Source organism: Microbacterium phyllosphaerae (assembly GCF_050628115.1).
GTDB classification, from domain to species: Bacteria; Actinomycetota; Actinomycetes; order Actinomycetales; family Microbacteriaceae; genus Microbacterium; species Microbacterium phyllosphaerae_A.
This window is the reverse complement of sequence record NZ_CP192502.1, coordinates 1150591-1169518: the sequence shown is the minus strand read 5'-3', so window position 1 is coordinate 1169518 and position 18928 is coordinate 1150591. Positions and strand designations below refer to the sequence as shown.

14 protein-coding genes and 1 tRNA gene are annotated in these 18928 nt (G+C 68.4%); 6 read left to right on the top strand and 9 right to left on the bottom strand.

The window, feature by feature from the left end:
• Positions 1-47: 47 nt before the first annotated feature.
• A complete protein-coding gene (locus ACQ4LY_RS05315; protein ID WP_431074979.1) occupies positions 48-1475 on the bottom strand; it encodes a CCA tRNA nucleotidyltransferase in 1428 nt (475 codons plus the stop codon).
• A gap of 20 nt (positions 1476-1495) precedes the next feature.
• Entirely contained in the window at positions 1496-1789 is a 294-nt protein-coding gene (locus tag ACQ4LY_RS05310) for a hypothetical protein (protein WP_120494654.1), read from the bottom strand.
• A gap of 124 nt (positions 1790-1913) precedes the next feature.
• On the opposite strand from ACQ4LY_RS05310, the gene ACQ4LY_RS05305 reads away from it, so the two are divergent.
• Positions 1914-4454 (top strand): fibronectin type III domain-containing protein, encoded by a 2541-nt coding sequence (locus tag ACQ4LY_RS05305; protein WP_431074978.1) that lies wholly within the window; start codon positions 1914-1916, stop codon positions 4452-4454.
• Positions 4455-4588: 134 nt separating this feature from the next.
• Positions 4589-6352 (top strand): alkaline phosphatase family protein, encoded by a 1764-nt coding sequence (locus ACQ4LY_RS05300; protein ID WP_431074977.1) that lies wholly within the window; start codon positions 4589-4591, stop codon positions 6350-6352.
• Positions 6353-6416: 64 nt separating this feature from the next.
• Here the strand turns inward: ACQ4LY_RS05300 and ACQ4LY_RS05295 are convergent, their stop codons facing one another.
• From ACQ4LY_RS05295 to ACQ4LY_RS05280, 4 genes are all read right to left on the bottom strand, one after another.
• Positions 6417-8228, bottom strand: a complete 1812-nt coding sequence (locus ACQ4LY_RS05295) for an MSCRAMM family protein (protein ID WP_431074976.1) — start codon at positions 8226-8228, stop codon at positions 6417-6419.
• Between the two features lie 62 nt (positions 8229-8290).
• Positions 8291-8381: transfer RNA gene (locus ACQ4LY_RS05290), tRNA-OTHER, on the bottom strand.
• A gap of 117 nt (positions 8382-8498) precedes the next feature.
• Positions 8499-9554, bottom strand: coding sequence for an LLM class flavin-dependent oxidoreductase (locus ACQ4LY_RS05285; protein WP_431074975.1), 1056 nt, complete (start codon positions 9552-9554; stop codon positions 8499-8501).
• Positions 9555-9594: 40 nt separating this feature from the next.
• Positions 9595-11157, bottom strand: coding sequence for a class I SAM-dependent methyltransferase (locus ACQ4LY_RS05280; RefSeq protein ID WP_431074974.1), 1563 nt, complete (start codon positions 11155-11157; stop codon positions 9595-9597).
• 75 nt (positions 11158-11232) lie between these two features.
• Here ACQ4LY_RS05280 and ACQ4LY_RS05275 point away from each other — a divergent pair, with 75 nt between their 5' ends.
• From ACQ4LY_RS05275 to trxA, 4 genes are all read left to right on the top strand, one after another.
• Entirely contained in the window at positions 11233-13341 is a 2109-nt protein-coding gene (locus tag ACQ4LY_RS05275; RefSeq protein WP_431074973.1) for a DUF6049 family protein, read from the top strand.
• Positions 13334-14953, top strand: a complete 1620-nt coding sequence (gene murJ, locus ACQ4LY_RS05270; protein WP_431074972.1) for a murein biosynthesis integral membrane protein MurJ — start codon at positions 13334-13336, stop codon at positions 14951-14953. The genes ACQ4LY_RS05275 and murJ overlap by 8 nt, the downstream gene beginning before the upstream one ends.
• An 88-nt stretch (positions 14954-15041) precedes the next feature.
• Positions 15042-16016 (top strand): thioredoxin-disulfide reductase, encoded by a 975-nt coding sequence (trxB, locus tag ACQ4LY_RS05265; RefSeq protein WP_431074971.1) that lies wholly within the window; start codon positions 15042-15044, stop codon positions 16014-16016.
• A 67-nt stretch (positions 16017-16083) separates the two neighbouring features.
• The gene (gene trxA, locus ACQ4LY_RS05260) at positions 16084-16407 is read left to right on the top strand and encodes a thioredoxin (protein WP_042541543.1); all 324 of its coding nucleotides are present in this window, start codon (positions 16084-16086) and stop codon (positions 16405-16407) included.
• 176 nt (positions 16408-16583) lie between these two features.
• On the opposite strand, the gene ACQ4LY_RS05255 is transcribed toward trxA, so the two are convergent.
• The 3 genes from ACQ4LY_RS05255 to ACQ4LY_RS05245 are packed head-to-tail and all read right to left on the bottom strand — an operon-like array spanning position 16584 to position 18918.
• Positions 16584-17111 carry a GrpB family protein gene (locus ACQ4LY_RS05255; protein ID WP_431074970.1) on the bottom strand — a complete coding sequence of 176 codons (528 nt, stop codon included), beginning with the start codon at positions 17109-17111 and terminating at the stop codon, positions 16584-16586.
• Positions 17112-17124: 13 nt separating this feature from the next.
• Positions 17125-17460: a tryptophan synthase subunit alpha gene (locus ACQ4LY_RS05250; protein WP_341955899.1), complete on the bottom strand. Its 336-nt coding sequence runs from the start codon at positions 17458-17460 to the stop codon at positions 17125-17127.
• A gap of 9 nt (positions 17461-17469) precedes the next feature.
• Positions 17470-18918: a sugar porter family MFS transporter gene (locus ACQ4LY_RS05245; protein ID WP_431074969.1), complete on the bottom strand. Its 1449-nt coding sequence runs from the start codon at positions 18916-18918 to the stop codon at positions 17470-17472.
• Positions 18919-18928: the final 10 nt, after the last annotated feature.

Below are 18928 nucleotides of genomic sequence, written 5' to 3'. Positions count from 1 at the left end.
GTGAGGGGCGTCGGGGGGAGACCCCCTCACGGTCCCCACCGATCAGGTCATCCGCGCGCGGACCACCACTCGCGCAGGCGCTGCTCGGAGGCATCCGGTCCGATGAGTCCCTCGTCGAGGCGCAGTTCGAGCAGGAACCTGTAGGCCTCTCCGACCTCCCTGCCGGGCGCGATGCCGAGAATCCGCTGGATCTGGTTGCCGTCGAGCTCCGGGCGGATGGAGTCGAGCTCCTCCTGCTCGCGCAGCGCCGCGATGCGCGATTCGATGTCGTCGTAGGCCGAGGCGAGGCGACCGGCCTTGCGCTTGTTGCGCGTGGTGACATCGGCACGGGTGAGGATGTGCAGGCGTTCGAGCTGGTCGCCCGCGTCTCGGACGTAACGGCGCACAGCGGCATCCGTCCAGGCCCCCTCGGCGTATCCGAAGAAACGCAGGTGCAGCTCGATCAGCTTCGACACGGCACCTGTCGTGTCGGTGTCGAACCGCAGCGTCTGCAGACGCTTGCGTGCCATGCGCGAGCCCACGACGTCGTGGTGATGGAACGTGACCACTCCCCCGTCTTCGAGCTTGCGAGTGCGGGGCTTGCCGATGTCGTGCAGCAGCGCGGCGATGCGCAGTGCGACGTCGGGTTCAGCGTCGGGGGTGCGCGACTGCTCGAGCGAGATCGCCTGACGGAGCACCGTGAGCGAATGCTCGTAGACGTCCTTGTGGTGGTGGTGCTCATCGACCTCGAGTCGCAGAGCACTGACCTCGGGCAGGAACTCCTCGATCAGGCCGGTGTCGACCAGCACGCGGATGCCGCGCACGGGGTCTTCGGTCTGCATCAGGCGAACGAGTTCGGATTGGATGCGCTCCGGGCTCACGATCTCGAGGGTCGCCTTGAGCTCGGTGATCGCATCGAATGTGTCGTCGTCGATGCGGAAGCCCAGCTGGGCGCTGAAGCGCGCCGCGCGCAGCATCCGCAGCGGGTCGTCGCCGAACGAGACCTGCGGATCCGCCGGCGTGCGGAGTACTCCGGCGATGAGGTCTTCGACTCCCCCGGTCGGGTCGACGAGCGTGACGGACGGAACCTGCAGGGCCATCGCATTGACGGTGAAGTCGCGGCGATGCAGGTCGGCGTCGATCGTGTCGCCGAACTCGACGGTCGGCTTGCGGGTCACCCCGTCGTAGCTGTCGGCCCGGTACGTGGTGACCTCGACCTGCTCGCCCTGCACCCGTGCGCCGATCGTGCCGAACGCACGGCCGATGTCCCACTGAGCGGTCGAGATCGGCGTGACGATGCGCAGGATGTCGTCGGGCAGCGCGTTCGTGGTGAAGTCGAGGTCGTGCGTGGGGCGGCCGAGCAGCGCGTCGCGCACGGGACCGCCGACGACAGCGAGGTCGAAGCCCGCCGCCGCGAACGCATCGGCGAGGGTGCGGACGACCGGATTCTCGGCGAGCGCGCCGAGACGGTCGAGGCCGTCAGCCATGTTGAGCATGGGTTCCAGCGTACCGGGGGTCAGAACAGCGGGTTCTCGCCCTTGGCCTGGGCGATGGCGCGGACTCGCGCCTGCATCAGCCGCACGAGCAGAGCGCTCATCAGGAATCCGCCGACCACGGCGACCGCGACGATGAACCAGATGCCGATCTCGGGGTCGATGACCTCGAACCCGTAGATCGCGACGGCGAGCAGCAGAAGCACCGGCCCCTCGATCAGCGCGAACGTGATGAACAGCCGCGTCTGACGTCTGCCGAAATCGGCGTTGACCGCCCGGACGCGAGCCTCGATCGACGACTCCCCCGCATAGCTCATGCCCCCACCGTAGCGGCGTTCACCCTCCGGTCGTCCTGCGGCAACCCCGAGGTCATCCTCTTTCGATGGGCTGGCCGGGCCCCGTGCGGCTGAGCACGGAAACCCCACCCCACGAAGGACACTCATGACCTCCCCCACCCCTGCGGTGCGGTGGCGGCGTTACGGACTCGCGTCCGCCGCCGTCCTCGCCCTGCTCGGCGGCGCCGTCGTCGCCCCCATCGCGACCGCCGCCGGCGAGCCCGATGTGCCGACCGGCTCGCTCATCACCGGTGACACCACCTGGCGCTACCTCGACGACGGATCCGACCCGTCGGCCGCACCCGCCGCGCTCCGCGACTGGACCCTCCCCGACTACGACGACAGCGCCTGGAAGTCGGCGCCCGGCTCGTTCGGCGCGAAGAACGGCAAGATCGCGCCCGTCGGCCCGGTCACCCCGACGACGCTGCTGAACCACTACATCGACGGCTCTGCCGCCCCCACGGTGCCCACCTACTTCTTCCGCACGACGTTCGAGCTCGAGACGGGCGTGGCCGAGCAGGTCGCCGCACTGCGCAGCACGATCACGTACGACGACGCGATCGTCGTCTGGATCAACGGCGAAGAGGTCGCGCGCTACGTCGACGGCCGCATCACCGACACCGTCAACGTCGAGTACGCCGGAGACAGCGGCGGCGACCCGCTCACCAGCACGTTCAGCGCCGAAGGCGAGCTGCTGCACGACGGCACGAACGACATCGCCGTCGCCCTGTTCCAGGACCGCGAGTCGAGCTCGGACATCTATTTCGACATGTCGTCGCTCACGCTGGTCGAGGCCTCCGATCCCGGCTCGCCCGTCGTGGCTCCGCCGACCCGCGTGATCCTGACCCCGACCGAGCAGCCCGCCGTGTCGCAGTCGTTCTCGTGGCTCGCGGGCGACGCCTCGCACACGATCGGCCAGGTCGAGATCGCGCCGGCGGCCGGCGGCGAGACGCGCACCGTCGACGCCTACGACGCCGGGGTCGTCAACGGCAACCCGAACAAGCACTTCTCGGCGACGGTCACGGGCCTCGCGCCTGCGACCGCCTACCGCTACCGCGTGGGCCTCGCCGGCAGCTGGAGCGACTGGTTCGAGTTCCGCACGGCAGACCCGAGCGCCACGGACTTCCAGTTCATCTACTACGGCGATGCCCAGATCGGCCTCGACACCACCTGGCCGAGCGTCGTGAAGCAGGCCGAGGCTCAGGCTCCTCGTTCGATCGGATCGGTGCACGCCGGCGACCTGATCAACACCTCGAGCAACGAGAACGAGTGGCTCAACTGGTTCAAGGGCATGGAGGACTCCGCCGTGCGTACCAACGTGATGGCGGCCCCCGGCAACCACGAGTACTCGGGCGACAAGCTGCTCACCGCATGGAAGGCGGCGTTCGAGTACCCGCACAACAACCCGTCGACGAGCACGATCGGCGAGCTGGCCGACCTCGCGAAGGGCGACTCCGAGGTCGCGCAGCAGTACCGCGCGTTCTTCGATCACTGGTCGTCGTTCGCCGCCGAGACCGCGTATTACACCGACTACCAGGGCGTGCGCTTCATCACCCTGAACGCGACCCGCGACACCACCTTCCTGACCCCGGCAGGACTCCCGTCGTGCACGGGCGCCGAGTGCCCGTCGGCGCAGATCGGCGTGCTGTGGACCCGCTTCCAGGCGGCCTGGCTCGACCTGCTGCTGCAGAACAGCCCGTCGAAGTGGAACGTCGTCACCTTCCACCAGCCGGTGTTCTCGGCATCCGAGGGCCGCGACGAGCCGGTGCTGCGCGCCGAGTGGCTGCCCGTCTTCCAGCGCAACGACATCGACCTCGTGCTCATGGGCCACGACCACACCTACGCACGCGGCTACGTGAACACCGATGCGACCGAGACCCCCGGCATGACCTCGGGCCCCGTGTACGTCGTGTCGAACTCGGGTGCGAAGCACTATGAGCTCGAGACGCCCGAGAAGAACGTCTGGACGAACAACGGTGCCACCCAGGTGCTGCGCGGTCAGGGCGTGACGACGTACCAGGTGATCGACGTCTCGAAGAACCAGCTCGTCTACCGCTCGTACCTCGCGGAGAAGCAGCCGGATGCCACGACCGACCTCCCCGTCGGCTCGGTCTACGACACCTTCACGGTGACGAAGTCGGATGCCGGTGAGAAGTGGGTCACCGAGGCCGGCGTGACGCCGCCCGTGATCGAGGAGCCTGCGGCGCCGGAGGTCACGCTGGGTGCCGCATCCGTGGTCGCGGGTGGAAAGCTCGCCGTCTCGGGGAGCGGTTTCGAGGCGGATGCCGCGCTGCGCTTCGAGCTGCGTTCTGACCCGATCGACCTCGGCACAGCCACCGCCGATGCGGACGGCGCGTTCAGCCGCACGCTGACGATTCCGGCGAGCACCCCGGCCGGAACGCACACGCTCGCGGTGATCCTCGCCGACGGCACCGAGGTCACGTCCTCGGTCACCGTCACGGCCGCGGCGAGCGGTGGGGCGACCACGCCGGGCGCGACCGGCGGAGCGACCGACGGCTCGCTCGCGACGACGGGTGCCGACAGCACGCCGTACATCGTCGGCGCGGTGGTGCTGCTCGCCCTCGGCCTCGGCCTGTTCGCGATGCGGCGCCGCCGCCACGCGGGCAGCACCGAGACCGCGGAGTAGGCGACCGCATCCGCTGTTCGGGCGTCGTCGGGGCTTCGGTCCCGGCGGCGCCCATCGTCGCCTGTCCCACCAACCGGCATTCCGGTATCCCACCCCAGTGCGCCCGACACCGTCCCCGTCCTAGGATCGGCAACGTGGCCTCAGAAGAGCACGACTCCTCCCCCGCCGCACCGGACACGTCCCGGCGCGGGTTCCTCAAGATGGGCGGCGCCGCTCTCGCAGGCGTCGTGGTCGGCGGTGCCGCCGGTGCCGCGATCGGCGCGAACATGGGCAACCATCGCAGCGGGTTCGCGTCCGACCCCGACCCCTTCGCCGCACTCACGCCGCGCAGCGAGCCCGGCTTCGACCACCTCGTCGTGGTGATGGGCGAGAACCGCTCCTTCGACAACCTGCTCGGATATCTGTACTCGAAGGACACGCTGCCGGCGGGCGAGAAGTTCGAGGGTCTCGCTTTCGGCACGCACAGCAACACCGCATCCGACGGAACGGTCGTCGACGCCCACATCTACACCGGAGACACCGACCGGATCATGAGCCTGCCCGACCCGGACCCCGGCGAGGAGTATCCGCACGTCAACACGCAGATCTTCGGCACCGTCGACCCGAAGGACAACGCCGATCTCTTCGTCGACCAGATGACGGCCCCCTTCAACGCCCCGACCCACGGCGAGAAGGCGACGATGTCGGGGTTCCTCGAGGACTACATCATCAACTTCCGTCGCCTGCGCAAGGGCACAGAGCCCCAGCCCGAGGAGGCGGCCCACATCATGGGCTCGTTCTCGCCGGCGATGCTTCCGGTGCTGTCCACGCTCGCATCGGAGTTCGCGGTGTTCGATCACTGGTACGCGGGGGTGCCGTCGCAGACGTTCTGCAACCGATCGTTCTTCCACGCGTCGACCTCGCACGGCTTCGTCACCAACCAGGCGGGGGGCGGCTACCGCAAGTGGCTCGACGCCCCGGCCGCGCCCACCGTGTTCAACCGCCTCGAAGACGAGAAGGTCAGCTGGAAGGTCTACATCGACAAGCTGCAGCTCGTCTCGTTCACCGGGATGCTGCATGCCGCCGTGCTCGAGAAGTACTGGCGCACCGACCACTTCGGCACCATGGAGGACTTCTACGCTGATGCGAAGAACGGCGCTCTGCCGGCCTACGCGTTCATCGAGCCGCGCATGGTCTATGACCACAACGACTTCCACCCGCCCTTCGGGTCTCCTCGTGAGAGCGCGGTCGACGGCGAAGCCGTGTACGACAGCGCGATCTCCGATGTCAGGGCCGGAGACCGGCTCATCCACGACATCTACGAGGCCGTCCGCACCAGCGCGTCACCGAAGGGCTCGAACGCGGTCAACACACTGCTGCTCATCACGTTCGACGAGCACGGCGGATGCTACGACCACGTGCCGCCACCCGCCGCCACGAAGCCGACGAAGGACACGGTGGCCGGCGAGATGGGGTTCACCTTCGACCGGCTCGGATGCCGGGTGCCCGCCATCGCGATCTCGGCCTACACGAAGCGCGGCACGATCGTGCACGATGAGATGCACCACGGCTCGGTCACCGCGACCCTCTCACGCCTGCACGGCCTGAAGCCGCTGAACGACCGAGACCAGTCGGCGAACACGCTCTTCACCGCCGTGAACCTCGACAAGCCTCGCCATCCGGCCGACTGGCCCGTCACGACGCCCGCCTACACCCCGCCGAACCCCGAGGAACGCGAGCCGAAGCCGGGGGAAGCAGATCAGATGAAGCCGCTCACCCCGCCCGCCCGAGGTCTGCTCGGGCTGCTCATCGCCAAGTACGGCAAGCCCGACGAACCGGAACCCGAGACGTTCGCCGATGCCTACCGACTGCTGCACGAGCACGGCGACGAGCTCTTCGGCCCGGCGAAGGGCTCCTGAGGGCGGAGGGTCGGGATGCCGTCTTGCCGACCCTCCGGACCGACCTGGTCAGTCGGACGCTGGGTCAGTCGCGGTGCGAGCGGCGACGCGAGACGAGGAACAGCACTGCCCCGAGCGCGAGCACGGCTCCGCCCACTGCGGCCCACGTGAACGTCTCCGGTCCGAGCCCCGTGCCGGGCAGGCGGCCGCCACCGGTGCTCGGAGGCGTGGAGGGCGTCGGCGTCGTGGTCGGGGGATCGGTCGGGGTGACGATGATCGCGGCGAGGGTGAAGTCCTGATCGACGAAGGTCTCGCCCGCGGCCGTGACCTCGACCGTGAGCGTCGCCGGGCCCACGATGGTGCTGCCCGCCGGTGCCGTGATCGTCAGCGTGTAGGTGCCGGGCGGCAGGTCGCCGACACCGAACGCGCCGTCGGCATCCGTGACCAGCTGCTGGTCTCCCTCGTCGGTAGTGAGGGTGATGGTCGCGCCGGCGACCGGAGCGCCACCGTCGGTGCGCACGACACCCGCGAGCCCTCCGAGCCTGGCCAGGTCGAAGTCGACATCCGCCACATCCGCTGTCGCGACGGTCTCACTCTGCGAGGTCGCTCCCGCGGCCACGTAGCCCTCGGGCGTCGTGATCGTGATCTCGTAGTCGCCCGAGGGAAGGCGCGGGAATGAGTAGCTGCCGTCGGCTCCGGTCACGGTCGTGAGTGTCGTCCCGCCAGGGCCGGCCGCAGTCACGGTGACGCCCGCGACTCCCGCTCCGTTCGCGCGCACAGCGCCGGTCAGGTCGGGATTCTCGGCGAGCACGAAGTCCGCGAGGCTGATCGGCACCTCGCTGCCCTCCGGCACGACCAGGGGTTCCGTGGGATCCGTCGTGCTGTAGCCGGGCGGCGGGGTGACGACGACGGTGTGAGCACCGACTGCGACCTCGTCGAAGAGGTAGTTGCCCTGAGCATCCGTCGTCGTGGTCTGAGCTCCGTCGACCGTTACGGTTGCGCCGGGCACCGGGTTGCCGTCGTCGTCGACGACTCGTCCGGAGACGGCCACGGGGATGATGTCCCGCACGGTGAAGTCGGCGACGCCGTCGGCGGTCGTGAGATCCACAGCCGCCGATGTCGCGCCCTCGGGGATCATGCCCGCAGGAGCCGTCACGCGCACCGTGTATCCGGCCGTCGCGACGATCCCGGGGAACGAGTAGCTGCCATCCGCGCCGCTGGTCGTGGTCGCGACGACGTCGCCGTTCGCGTCGGTGAGCGTGAGGGTCGCACCCGGCAGCGACTGCGGGACCTCGGTGACATCGGAGACCACACCGGTGATGTCACGCGCGATCGAGGCGAACCAGGTCTGGTACACCGGGAACCCGGAGCGGCGCGTGAACGAGAAGGTGAGAGAGGTGATCGGCACGTTCGGCTCGAACCAGGCGGCCGCACCGCTCGTGTCGAGCGCGGCGGCGTTGCCGGTGAGAGTCTGGGTCGTGGCGTCCCAGGTGGGCACGTCCGCCGCGTCGCCGGTGCACGAGGGCTTGCCCGTGACTCCGGGCGCGCAGTAGTTGAAGCCGCCCTGGAATCCGAGCTGCGCCGCGGTCAGCGCCTGCCCGTTCGCGCCGACCGCCTGGATGCGCACCGAGTCGGCGTCGATGTCGCCGAGCACGAAGGTCCAGCCGGAGGCGGGCGTGGGATTCGCGAACGAATAGGTGGTCGTCGACGGGCTGGCGGCGTTGTCGGCCTTCGGCCGCAGGTTCACGTACGACTGATTGATGCTCGAGCCGTACTTCGCTCCGACAGGGGTGCCCTGCGCGAGCCAGTTGGTCGCGCCCGAGATGACAGCGGCCTGTCCGGCGCGGGAGTCGCTCGTCATCGTCGCGGTGATGGCGGGCTGCGCCGCGACCTGCACGGTGGTCGTGTATGCGCCGCCGGTGCCGGTCAGGGGCTGCCAGGTCGCCCAGGCGGTCGTGGTGGCGGCCGCAGCCGGAATCGCACCGACGAGCGCCGCGACGAGCACGATCGCTCCTGCAAGGATTCCGCCCTTTGTCCCACGCATGCGGCCAGCGTATCGGCATATTGCGAGATCGGCGAGCGTCGGAGATGGGTGCGGCGAGGCATGGAGAAGGGGCGGATGCGCGCAGCATCCGCCCCTTCTCCGTCCCTCGTCAAGGTCCGGTTTTCAGAACGGATCTCCCTGCACGGGACCCTCGGTGTTCGACTTCCAGCCGAGCGCCGGGGCGACGTGGGTCGCGAACGACTCGAGCACATGCAGGTTGTACTCGGGGCCGAGCTGGTTCGGGATGGTCAGCAGCAGGGTGTCGGCCGACATGACCGCCTCGTCCGCGAGCAGCTGCTGGATCAGCACGTCGGGTTCGGCCGCATAGGTCTTGCCGAACGTCGAGCGGTAGCCGTCGATGATGCCGATCTGGTCGGCGTTCTCCTCGCTGCGCAGGCCGAAGTACGCCCTGTCCATGTCGGACACCAGCGGGAAGACACTGCGGCTGACCGAGACGCGGGGCGTACCCGTGTGCCCCGCCTCCTTGTAGGCGCTGCGGAACAGATCGATCTGCTCGCGCTGCAGCTGGTGGAACGGCACGCCGGTCGCCTCGGTGAGAAGCGTCGAGCTCATCAGGTTGAGCCCCTTGCGCCCGGTCTCCTCGGCCGTGGCACGAGAACCCGAGCCCCACCAGATGTGGTCGCGGAGCGTGGGCGACTGCGGTTCGATCGCGAGGTAGCGCCCTGCACCGACCATGCGGGGGTCGCCGGGAGCGAGGCCCTCTCCGTCGATGGCGCGGAGGAAGAGGTCGAACTTCTCGCGAGCGATGACGCTGCCGCGCTCGGGGTCCTCCTCGTCGTGGAAGCCGAAGGTCTCGTAGCCGCGCAGCGCCGTCTCGGGTGAACCACGGCTCACTCCGAGGGCGATCCGCCCGTCGGCGATCAGGTCGAGAGCCGCCGCCTCTTCGGCGAACTGGAACGGATTCTCGTACCGCATGTCGATGACGCCGGTGCCGACCTCGATGCGCTTCGTGCGTGCGGCCATGGCCGACAGCAGCGGCATCGGAGACGCGGCCTGACGCGCCCAGTGGTGCACGCGCACGGATGCCCCGTTGACGCCGATCTCGTCGGCGCCCTCTGCGATCTCGATGGTCTGCTTCAGCATGTCTCCCGCAGTGCGGGTCGCCGAACCGGGCACGTCGGCATAGTGCCCGAACGAGAGGAATCCGAAAGCCTTCATGGTGTATTCGAACGCATAGATGCGGTCACGTATTCCTGCATCATTGGCTCGCTGTCAGCAGACCGTCGAGCACGAGCTGGCGGATGCGCGGTTCGAGGTCGGCCCACAGGTCGACGAGCGGCACCTCGAACAGGTCGGCCAGTGCCGCGACGATCTGCATGACGGTCAGGTCTCCGTCGCACGCGCCGACGAACGCGGCGACCGCGGGGTCGACCGTGATCGTGCGGGCGAACCCGCCGCCCTGACGGAGCTCGATGATGCTGGGATCGTCGTTGCCCGGAAGCAGGTGACGAGCCTCGGTGACGTCGGGGGCCGTGAAGAGGGTCGACGGCAGACCGTCGACGAGCAGGTCATGGGCGGCGAGCCCCGAGCGCAGCGCCGCGCCGACGTTCGACACGGGCTGCGACAGGCGCTCGAGACGACGCAGCGGTGCGCCGTGCCCGGATGCTGCCGGCCGCCGCACCAAGATGTAGCCGAAGCCGACGGCAGTGACGCCGCGCGCGGCGAAGTCGTCGAGCCACGCGGTGAGCAGCGGGGTGAACGCGGCGTCGCGCGGGGTCGTGCCGCCGTCGCGGATCCACAGCTCCGCATAGCCGAGCGGAGACAGCTCCTCGCGCTGGATCACCCACAGGTCGAGGTCACCGGGCACCCAGGACGAGAGTCGATCGAGGCCGACCCGGCCGGTCAGCTCGCGCTGCGCCCCGCGCGACTCCCAATTGCCGAGCAGCTGGGCGACTCCGCCAGGGGTGAGGAACGACGGAGCAGCGCACAGGAACTGCTCGACGAGCGCGTCACCCACGAGGCCGCCGTCGCGGTACTCGTACTCGGGCACGCCCTCGGCCCGGGGGGTGATCACGAAGGGAGGGTTCGACACGATCAGATCGAAGGCCTCCCCCTCGACCGGCTCGAACATGCTGCCGAGACGGAACTCGATGTTCGAGACGCCGTTGAGCCGGGCGTTCAACTCGGCGTATGCGAGCGCCCGTGCCGAGATGTCGGTGGCGACGACCGCGCCGGCATGGCGAGCGACGAGAAGCGCCTGGATGCCGCATCCGGTGCCGAGATCGAGGGCTCGGTCGACCTCGATCGGCATGATGGTCTCGGCGAGGGTACGAGATGCCCCGCCCACTCCGAGCACGTGGTCGGCGGGAAGCGCACCGTCGAGCGCCACCTCGTCGAGATCGCTGGCGATCCACCACTCGCCGATGCCGTCGGAATCGACGAATGACTGCGGCCGAAGAATCGCGGTGGGAACGACCGCATCGCCGTCGATCCGCGCCAGGCCGAGCGCGACCAGGCCATCGACGCCGACCCGCGGCAGCGCAGCGGCCACCGGGGCATGGGGCTGCGCCATTCCGAGCACCAGAAGTCGACCGAGTGTCGCGAGCACACCGTCGTCGCCGGCGATCGCGCGCAGGATGGGTTCGCGCATTCCTCGGGCCAGGGCGTCGTCCTCTTCCTCTCCCCACAGGCGACGCAGCGGCTCCGAGCGCAGGTCGGCGGCGTCGAGATCTGCGGCGAGCGCGGAGCTGTGAAGCGGGTCGGGAACGGGCGTGAGTGTGGCGGACACGGCCGTCACTCTACGCGTGTTCAGGGTTCTCATTCAGCCAGCCGCCTAGAATCACAAGGTCAGCACTCGCCGGACGCCTGAGATCACCGGCGTCCGAGGAAGACTCTCATGACCGCGACCACCCCCGAGAACGGCCTCCGCCCGCGCCTGCAGCGCCTGGCATGCGGATCCGTCATCTCGGCGATCGTTCTCGGCATGTGCGGCATGGGCGCGGGAAGCGCGTTCGCGGCCAGCGACCCCGAGACAGACGACGCCCCCGCGGTCGAGCTGCTCCTGTCTGCGGGCGTGCGGGGCACCGTCTCGCCCGGCAGCGCGACGACGGCATCTCTGACGGTGCAGAACGACGCGAAGTCGGCTCTCTCGGCCGGACGCGTATCCGTCGAGATCAACCGAACTCCCCTGGCCGACGACGCCGCAGTCACGACGTGGCTGGACGACTCGGAGGCCCCCGGAGGATTCGACCAGCTCGGCGCAGACCTCACCGCGCCGGTCGACGCCGAAGCATCGGTGACGACGAGTCTCATGATCCCGCCCGAGGCCCTCGGCGACCTCGCACCCGGCGTCTACGCGCTGCGTGCGACGCTCAGCGGGGCGCAGACCGATGCTCAGGATGCTGCCGCGTCCGTGACGTCGACGAGCGTCCTCGTCATCACGGCTGCCGAGAACCCGCCCGTCGCGCTGATGGTGCCGATCACCGCGACCCCGGTCGGCGGTGCGCTTCTGACAGCCGAAGAGCTCACCGCCCTCACCGCTGCGGACGGCGCACTCACTGCGGCGCTCGAGGGGGTCCGCGGCACTTCGGCCATCCTGGCGATCGATCCGTCGATCCCTGCGGCGATCAGGGCCCTCGGGACCGCGGCGCCTCAGAGCGCACGCGAATGGCTGCGTCAGCTCGACGCGCTCCCGAACGAGCGCTTCGCGCTGCAGTTCGGCGACGCGGATGCCACCACGCAGGCCCAGGCCGCCCTCCCCGAGCTCCTGCAGCCGACGACGCTCGCGCCGTTCCTCACCCCGAGCAACTTCCTCATGCTCCCGGACGAGACCCCCGCCGCGACGCCGACCGCGACTCCCGCGCCGACCCCGGCGCCCACCGACGGCCCTGAGCTGCCGGATGACGCAGACCTCGCCGTCATCGAGGGCGCCTCCCCCGGCATCCTGTGGCCGCGCAGCGATGCCTCGACCGACGACCTCGACGCCTTCTCCGCGTACATGGGCGGCGCGGCCATCACGGTCCTGTCGTCGACTGCGGTCGGTGGAGCAGACGACGCCCATGCCACTGTGGGCGAGCACACGGCGCTCGTCACTGATGCGGCAGCATCCGCCGCCCTGTCCGACGCGGCAGCGGAAGACGACGAGGCCGCTCGTCAGCGATCGCTCGCCGAGGCGAGCGCCCACCTCGCGCTCTCCGCGCAGACGAATCCGACCGCCCCTCTTCTCGTCGGACTCGACCGTGACGAGACCCGCACGGCCGACGCGCTCCACGAGACGATCACCTCGTTCGACACCCTCGGCTTCGGACTCGCGGAGCTGCTGGCCACCCCCGCCGTCTCCGCCGCGCTCACCACCGAACCGGACGCGACCCGCGCCACGGCACTGCAGCGGATGCTCGACAGCGAGGTCGGGCTCGGAGAGTTCGCAACGATCCTCGACGACCCCCAGCTGCTGCTGAGCCCCAAGCGCATCCAGATCATGCGGGCGACGGCAGTCAGCCTCACCGAAGACGCCTTCGACGACGCGGTCGCCGACGTGAACACCGCGACCACCGACACCCTCGAGGCCGTCGACATCCCGCCGGCGAGCACCATCCAGCTGCTCTCCGCCAACGCCGATCTGCCGTTCTCGGTGCGGAACGATCTGCCCTGGCCCGTGAACGTCAACCTCTCCGTCAAACCGAGCGATCCTCGTCTCGAGGTCGAGCCGGTGACCGCGGCGACGATCCAGCCCGGCACCACGAGCCGAGTCAAGGTTCCCGTCTCGGCGAGGGTCGGCAGTGGCGAGGTTGCGCTGAAACTGGAGCTCTCGAGCCCCACGGGCGTACCGATCAGCACGCCCGAGACGGTGCGCGTCTCGGTGCGAGCCGAGTGGGAGACGATCGGTCTCGCCGTCTTCGGCGGTCTGATCGTGCTGCTCCTCGGTCTCGGCATCATCCGCACCGTCCGCCGTCGCCGCCGTGAGGCGGGCACGGAGAACGGCACCGTCGAGGAGTCGAATGAGTAGTCTCGGCCGCGCGAGCGCGCTGATCGGCGCAGGAACCCTCATCTCGCGCGTCACAGGTCTGCTGCGCACGATCGTTCTGGTGGGTGTGATCGGCTCTGTCGGAGCCGGTGCGGCCGACGCGTTCGCGATCGCGAATCAACTTCCGAACAACGTGTTCTCACTGATCTCGGTGGGCGTGCTGACGGCAGTCATCATCCCGCAGATCGTGAAGGCGACGGCCGATGCCGATGGCGGCAACGCCTTCATCTCCAAGCTCTTCACCCTCGGCACCGTCGTGCTCGTCGCGATCACCGGCATCGCCACCGTCGCGTCGCCGTGGCTCGTGTGGCTCTACGCCGGCAAGGAGGGATCTCCCGAGTTCCTCGCCCTCGCGACGGCATTCGCGTACTGGTGCATGCCGCAGATCCTGTTCTACGGGCTGTATGCACTTCTCGGTGAGGCACTCAACGCCCGTCGGATCTTCGGCCCGTTCACCTGGGCGCCGGTCGTCAACAACGTGGTCTCGATCGTCGGTTTCCTGATCGTCGGAGCCTTGTTCGGCGGACCGCTCACCCGAGTCGCCGACTGGACTCCCGAGATGATCGCCGCTCTCGGTGGGACAGCGACACTCGGCATCCTGATCCAGGCCGCGATCCTGCTGATGTTCTGGAGGCGCACCGGGCTCGCCCTCAAGCCCGACTTCCGGTGGCGCGGCGTGGGCCTGGGCAATGTGGGTCGGCTCGCCGGTTGGACCTTTCTGATGGCTCTCGCGAGTCTCGTCGCCGGACTCGTCCAGACCCAGATCCTCACCGAGGCCTCGGGCGAGGGTGCCTCGGTCGCCACCTTCCAGTACGCATGGCTCATCTTCATGCTCCCGTACTCGATCATCGTGCTGTCGATCGGAACGCCGTACTTCACGCAGATCAGCGAGCACGCGGCAGCCGGACGCGATGCGGAGGTGCGCGGCGACATCGCGAAGAGCATCCGAACGCTGCTCTTCTTCATCGCCGTCGCCGTCGCGGCCGTCGCAGCGGCATCCGTCCCGGCATCCCGCGTCTTCACCAACCAGGCATCCGACGCCTCCGAAGCCGCGCTCGTGCTCGTCTGCTTCCTCGTGTGCCTCGTGCCTCTCACGATCCTCTTCATCGTGCAGCGGACCTTCTACGCCTACGGCGACACCCGCACGCCCTTCTGGTTCACGGTCTTCCAGTGCGCCCTGGTCGTCGTCAGCGCCCTCGGCGCCCAGTGGCTGCTCGCCGCCGGCGCCATCGAGGTGACGTCCCTCGCAGCCACCATCGCCCTCGGGCAGTCGCTCGCCAGCACCATCCAGACCGTCGTGGCCGTCTGGCTTCTGCACCGCAAGATCGGCGGGCTGCAGATCCGCACGTGGATGACCGCCATCCTGCGCTTCGCGATCGCCGCCATCCCCGCCGGCTTCGCAGGATGGGGTGTCTTCCTCCTGCTCGGCGGCCCCACGGGCTGGACGACAGCGGACAAGCTCCAAGGAGCGCTCGGCACGTGCATCATCGGCGTCGCCGTCGTGGTCGTCTACGTCGGCATCCTGGCCCTTCTGCGGGCACCGGAGCTCAAGGTCGCCGGCTCCATGCTGCGCCGCTTCCTGCCCGGTCGCTGAGCATCCGCGCGCGGGAATGTCGCGCGGTTACCATTGGTTGAAGCAGTCGAACGTCTTTCGGCGTCTCAGCATCTACGACGGAGAGCACATGCGTCAGGTCATCATCATCGGTTCCGGTCCTGCCGGATTCACCGCCGCCATCTACGCGGCGCGCGCGAACCTCAAGCCGCTGCTCATCGCGAGCACGGTCGAGGTCGGCGGAGAGCTGATGAACACCACCGAGGTCGAGAACTACCCGGGCTTCCCCGAGGGGCTCCAGGGCCCCGAGCTCATGGCCAAGTTCCAGGAGCAGGCCGAGAAGTTCGGCACCGAGGTCGTCTACGACGACGTCACCGAGCTCGATCTCGCCGGCCCCGTCAAGAAGGTCACCCTCGGCAGCGGAACCGTGCACGAGGCCCAGTCGCTCATCTACGCGACGGGATCGGCGTACCGCAAGCTCGGCATCGAGGGCGAAGAGCGCCTCTCGGGCTACGGAGTCTCGTGGTGCGCCACGTGCGACGGCTTCTTCTTCCGTGAGAAGACGATCGCGGTCGTCGGCGGCGGCGACTCGGCGATGGAAGAGGCCACGTTCCTCACCCGCTTCGCCGAGAAGGTCTACGTCATCCACCGCAAGGACTCCCTGCGCGCCTCGAAGATCATGCAGGAGCGCGCGTTCGCGAACGAGAAGATCGAGTTCGTGTGGAACAGCGAGGTCGCCGAGATCCTCGGTGGCGACTCCGTCTCCGGCGTCCAGCTGCGCAACACGGTCGACGGCACGCTCAGCGATCTGGCCCTCGACGGTCTGTTCATCGCGATCGGCAACGACCCGCGCACGCACCTCGTGCACGACAAGCTCGACCTCACGGCCGAGGGAACCATCTGGGTCGACGGCCGCTCGTCGAAGACCTCGGTTCCCGGCGTGTTCGCCGCGGGTGACGTCATCGACCCGACCTACCGTCAGGCGATCACCGCAGCCGGCTCCGGCACGGTCGCGGCCCTGGATGCCGAGCACTTCCTCGCGGATCTCGAGGATGCTTCCGTCGAGTTCCCGGCTGCCGAAGCCGCCGAGATCATCACCGCCTGAGCGGTCGGGAACAGTTTCACCTCGCCCGCTGTTGTAGCAGGCGAACCTCGAATCAAGGAGAACTCTGATGAGTGCAAAGGCTACGAGCCAGGCGACCTGGGAGCAGGACGTTCTGCAGGCCGAAGGTCCCGTCCTCGTGGACTTCTGGGCCGAGTGGTGCGGACCGTGTCGTATGGTCGCCCCCGTTCTGGACCAGATCCAGGCGGACAACCCCGACAAGATCACCATCCTCAAGCTGAACGTGGACGAGAACCCGCAGCTGGCGATGAAGTACCAGATCACCTCCATCCCCGCGATGAAGGTGTTCCAGGGCGGTGAGGTCAAGACGACCATCATCGGCGCCAAGCCGAAGCCGGCCCTCGAGCAGGACCTCGCAGCCTTCATCGGCTGATCAGGACTTCAGGGCCGTCACCTCTTCGGAGGTGGCGGCCTTTTCTGTGTCCGTCCCGTCCGCCTTCCCGTCCCGCCCCGATCCGCGGACCCTGCCCCGTTCCACGGCCGTTCCAGCCGAGAACCGACGCAGCTCGGGGCACTTCCCGCAGATCGGCTCGGCGCCGGTTTCCAGTCCTACTTGTCGTACACCGGCACCGAGGGCAGCCCGCGGGCTGCGCGAGCGCGGTCGACGATCTCCTGGATCACCGGCGTCTTCGCAGCGTTGTAGCTCGACCGACCGCGCGCCGCGGCCGCCACAGCGTCGCACTTCGCATGGGAGTATCTGTCTGCGTCGTCGGGATGCGTGAGCAGCCAGTCCCTGAGGATGCGCTGGTTCACGGCATCCCAGTCCTCCGCGACGAAGAAGTGCGCGATCGCCGTACGGATGCCGCCGGACTCACGGATCATGACGGGATGCGTACGCACGGCGCTGCCTCGCCGCCACCCGGCCGCCTCGAGCAGCCGACAGCGCGCCTCGAAATCATCGAGGTCGCGGATCCTGATGGCCAGGTCGATGACGGGCTTGGCCCGCATACCCGGGATCGCGGTCGAGCCGATGTGCTCGATCAGCAGATCACCATCCGTCAGACGGTGGATCTCCGAGGCGATGCTCGCGAACTGATCCGCCCAGTCCGGGTCGTAGGTGACGAGCATCCTCGGCATCGCGGAAGGACTTTCAGGACGCGTCGGCGACCGTGGGGTCCCAGCGGCGGTGCCGCTGCTTCTCGTCGAGCAGGCCCCACACGGCCGGGGTGAGCTCGGGGTACTCGAGAGCGATCTGACGCAGCACCCGGTAATGACGGGCCGCGTTGGGCCGCACACCGTCGTTCGCGGTGATGTTGTCGGCGCGCAGCAGATAGACGACGAGCTCGTCGACGCTCGGAAGCTCCTCCATGAACTCCCAGGGATCCTCTCCGCTGAGAAGACGCTCCTGAATGAGTACAGCGAGTTCGTCCGACGCCTCTGCTCGCAGCACTTCCAGGCTGGCGCGACGGGGAACGGACTCGGTCATGCTTCCAGCCTACGTCGCCTTGCGGGTGCCCCGGCGCTCCACCTTCAGCTCGTCGGTCATCTCCTCGAGCTCCTTGCCCTTGGTCTCCGGCACCTTGAAGTACACGAAGAAGAACGACACCAGAGCGAAGAACGCGTAGAAGCCGTAGGCGAACGTGAGACCGATGTCGGCGAAGATCGGGAATGTCGTCGAGATGAAGAAGTTGGCCACCCACTGCGCCGCCGCAGCGACCGCGAGCGCTCCGGCGCGGATCGAGTTCGGGAAGATCTCTCCCAGAAGCACCCAGACGAGCGGGCCCCAGGTGGCTCCGAAGAACACCACGAACCCGTTCGCGCAGATGAGTGCGACCGTCGCCCAGGGGTCGGGCAATGTCGCTGCGCCCTCCGCGTCAAGGGTGCCGAACGAGAACGCCAGGGCCATGAGGCCGAGTGTCACGGTCATGCCCACCGACCCCACGAGCAGCATGATGCGGCGCCCGACCTTGTCGACGAGGAGGATCGCCACGATCGTCACGACGATGTTGGTCACCGAAGTGATCACCGATGTCAGCAGGGCGCTGGACTCGTCGAAACCGACCGACTGCCAGAGCGTCGTCGAGTAGTAGAAGATGACGTTGATCCCGACGAACTGCTGGAACACCGACAGCAGGATGCCCACCCAGACGATCGGCTTCAGGCCCAGCCGGCTCCCTCTCAGATCGCGCAGCGACTCCTTGCGCTCCGTGTCGATCGTGCTCGTGATCTCCTTGATCTTCGCGTCCACATCGACGGTGCCCGTCACGGTCTGCAGTACCTCGGATGCTCGGGTGATGTCCCCCGTGCGTACCAGGTACCGCGGCGATTCCGGAAGGCGCAGCGACATGATCCCGTAGACCAGCGCGGGGATGGCTTCGACGATGAACATCCATCGCCATGCTGTGAGACCCCACAGCGGCTGATCGGCTGCCCCTGCGATGTTGGCGAGAAGCGCGTCCGAGAGGAGCGCCGCGAAGATACCGGTGACGATCGCGAGCTGTTGAAGCGATCCGAGTCTGCCTCGGATCTTCGCCGGCGACACCTCTGCGATGTAGGCGGGAGCGATGACCGATGCTGCACCGACACCGAGTCCGCCGATCACACGCCAGATGATCAGGTCGACGACACTGAAGGCGAGTCCCGATCCGATCGCCGAGACGAGGAACATCGCCGCGGCCACCACCATCACGGGGATGCGGCCGCGTTTGTTCGCGATCGGCCCGGCGAACCACGCACCGACCGCGCAGCCGATGAGTGCTGACGAGACGGCGAATCCCTTGAGTCCCACACCGAGGTCGAATCCCGAGACGTTCCCCGCCAGGGCGTCGACGGCACCGTTGATGACGGCGGTGTCGAAGCCGAAGAGGAAGCCGCCGAGAGCAGCAGCGATGCTGACCGCTATGACTTTTCGCTGGAAACCGGATGGACTCTGCACAGTGGACATGGTCTCCCCT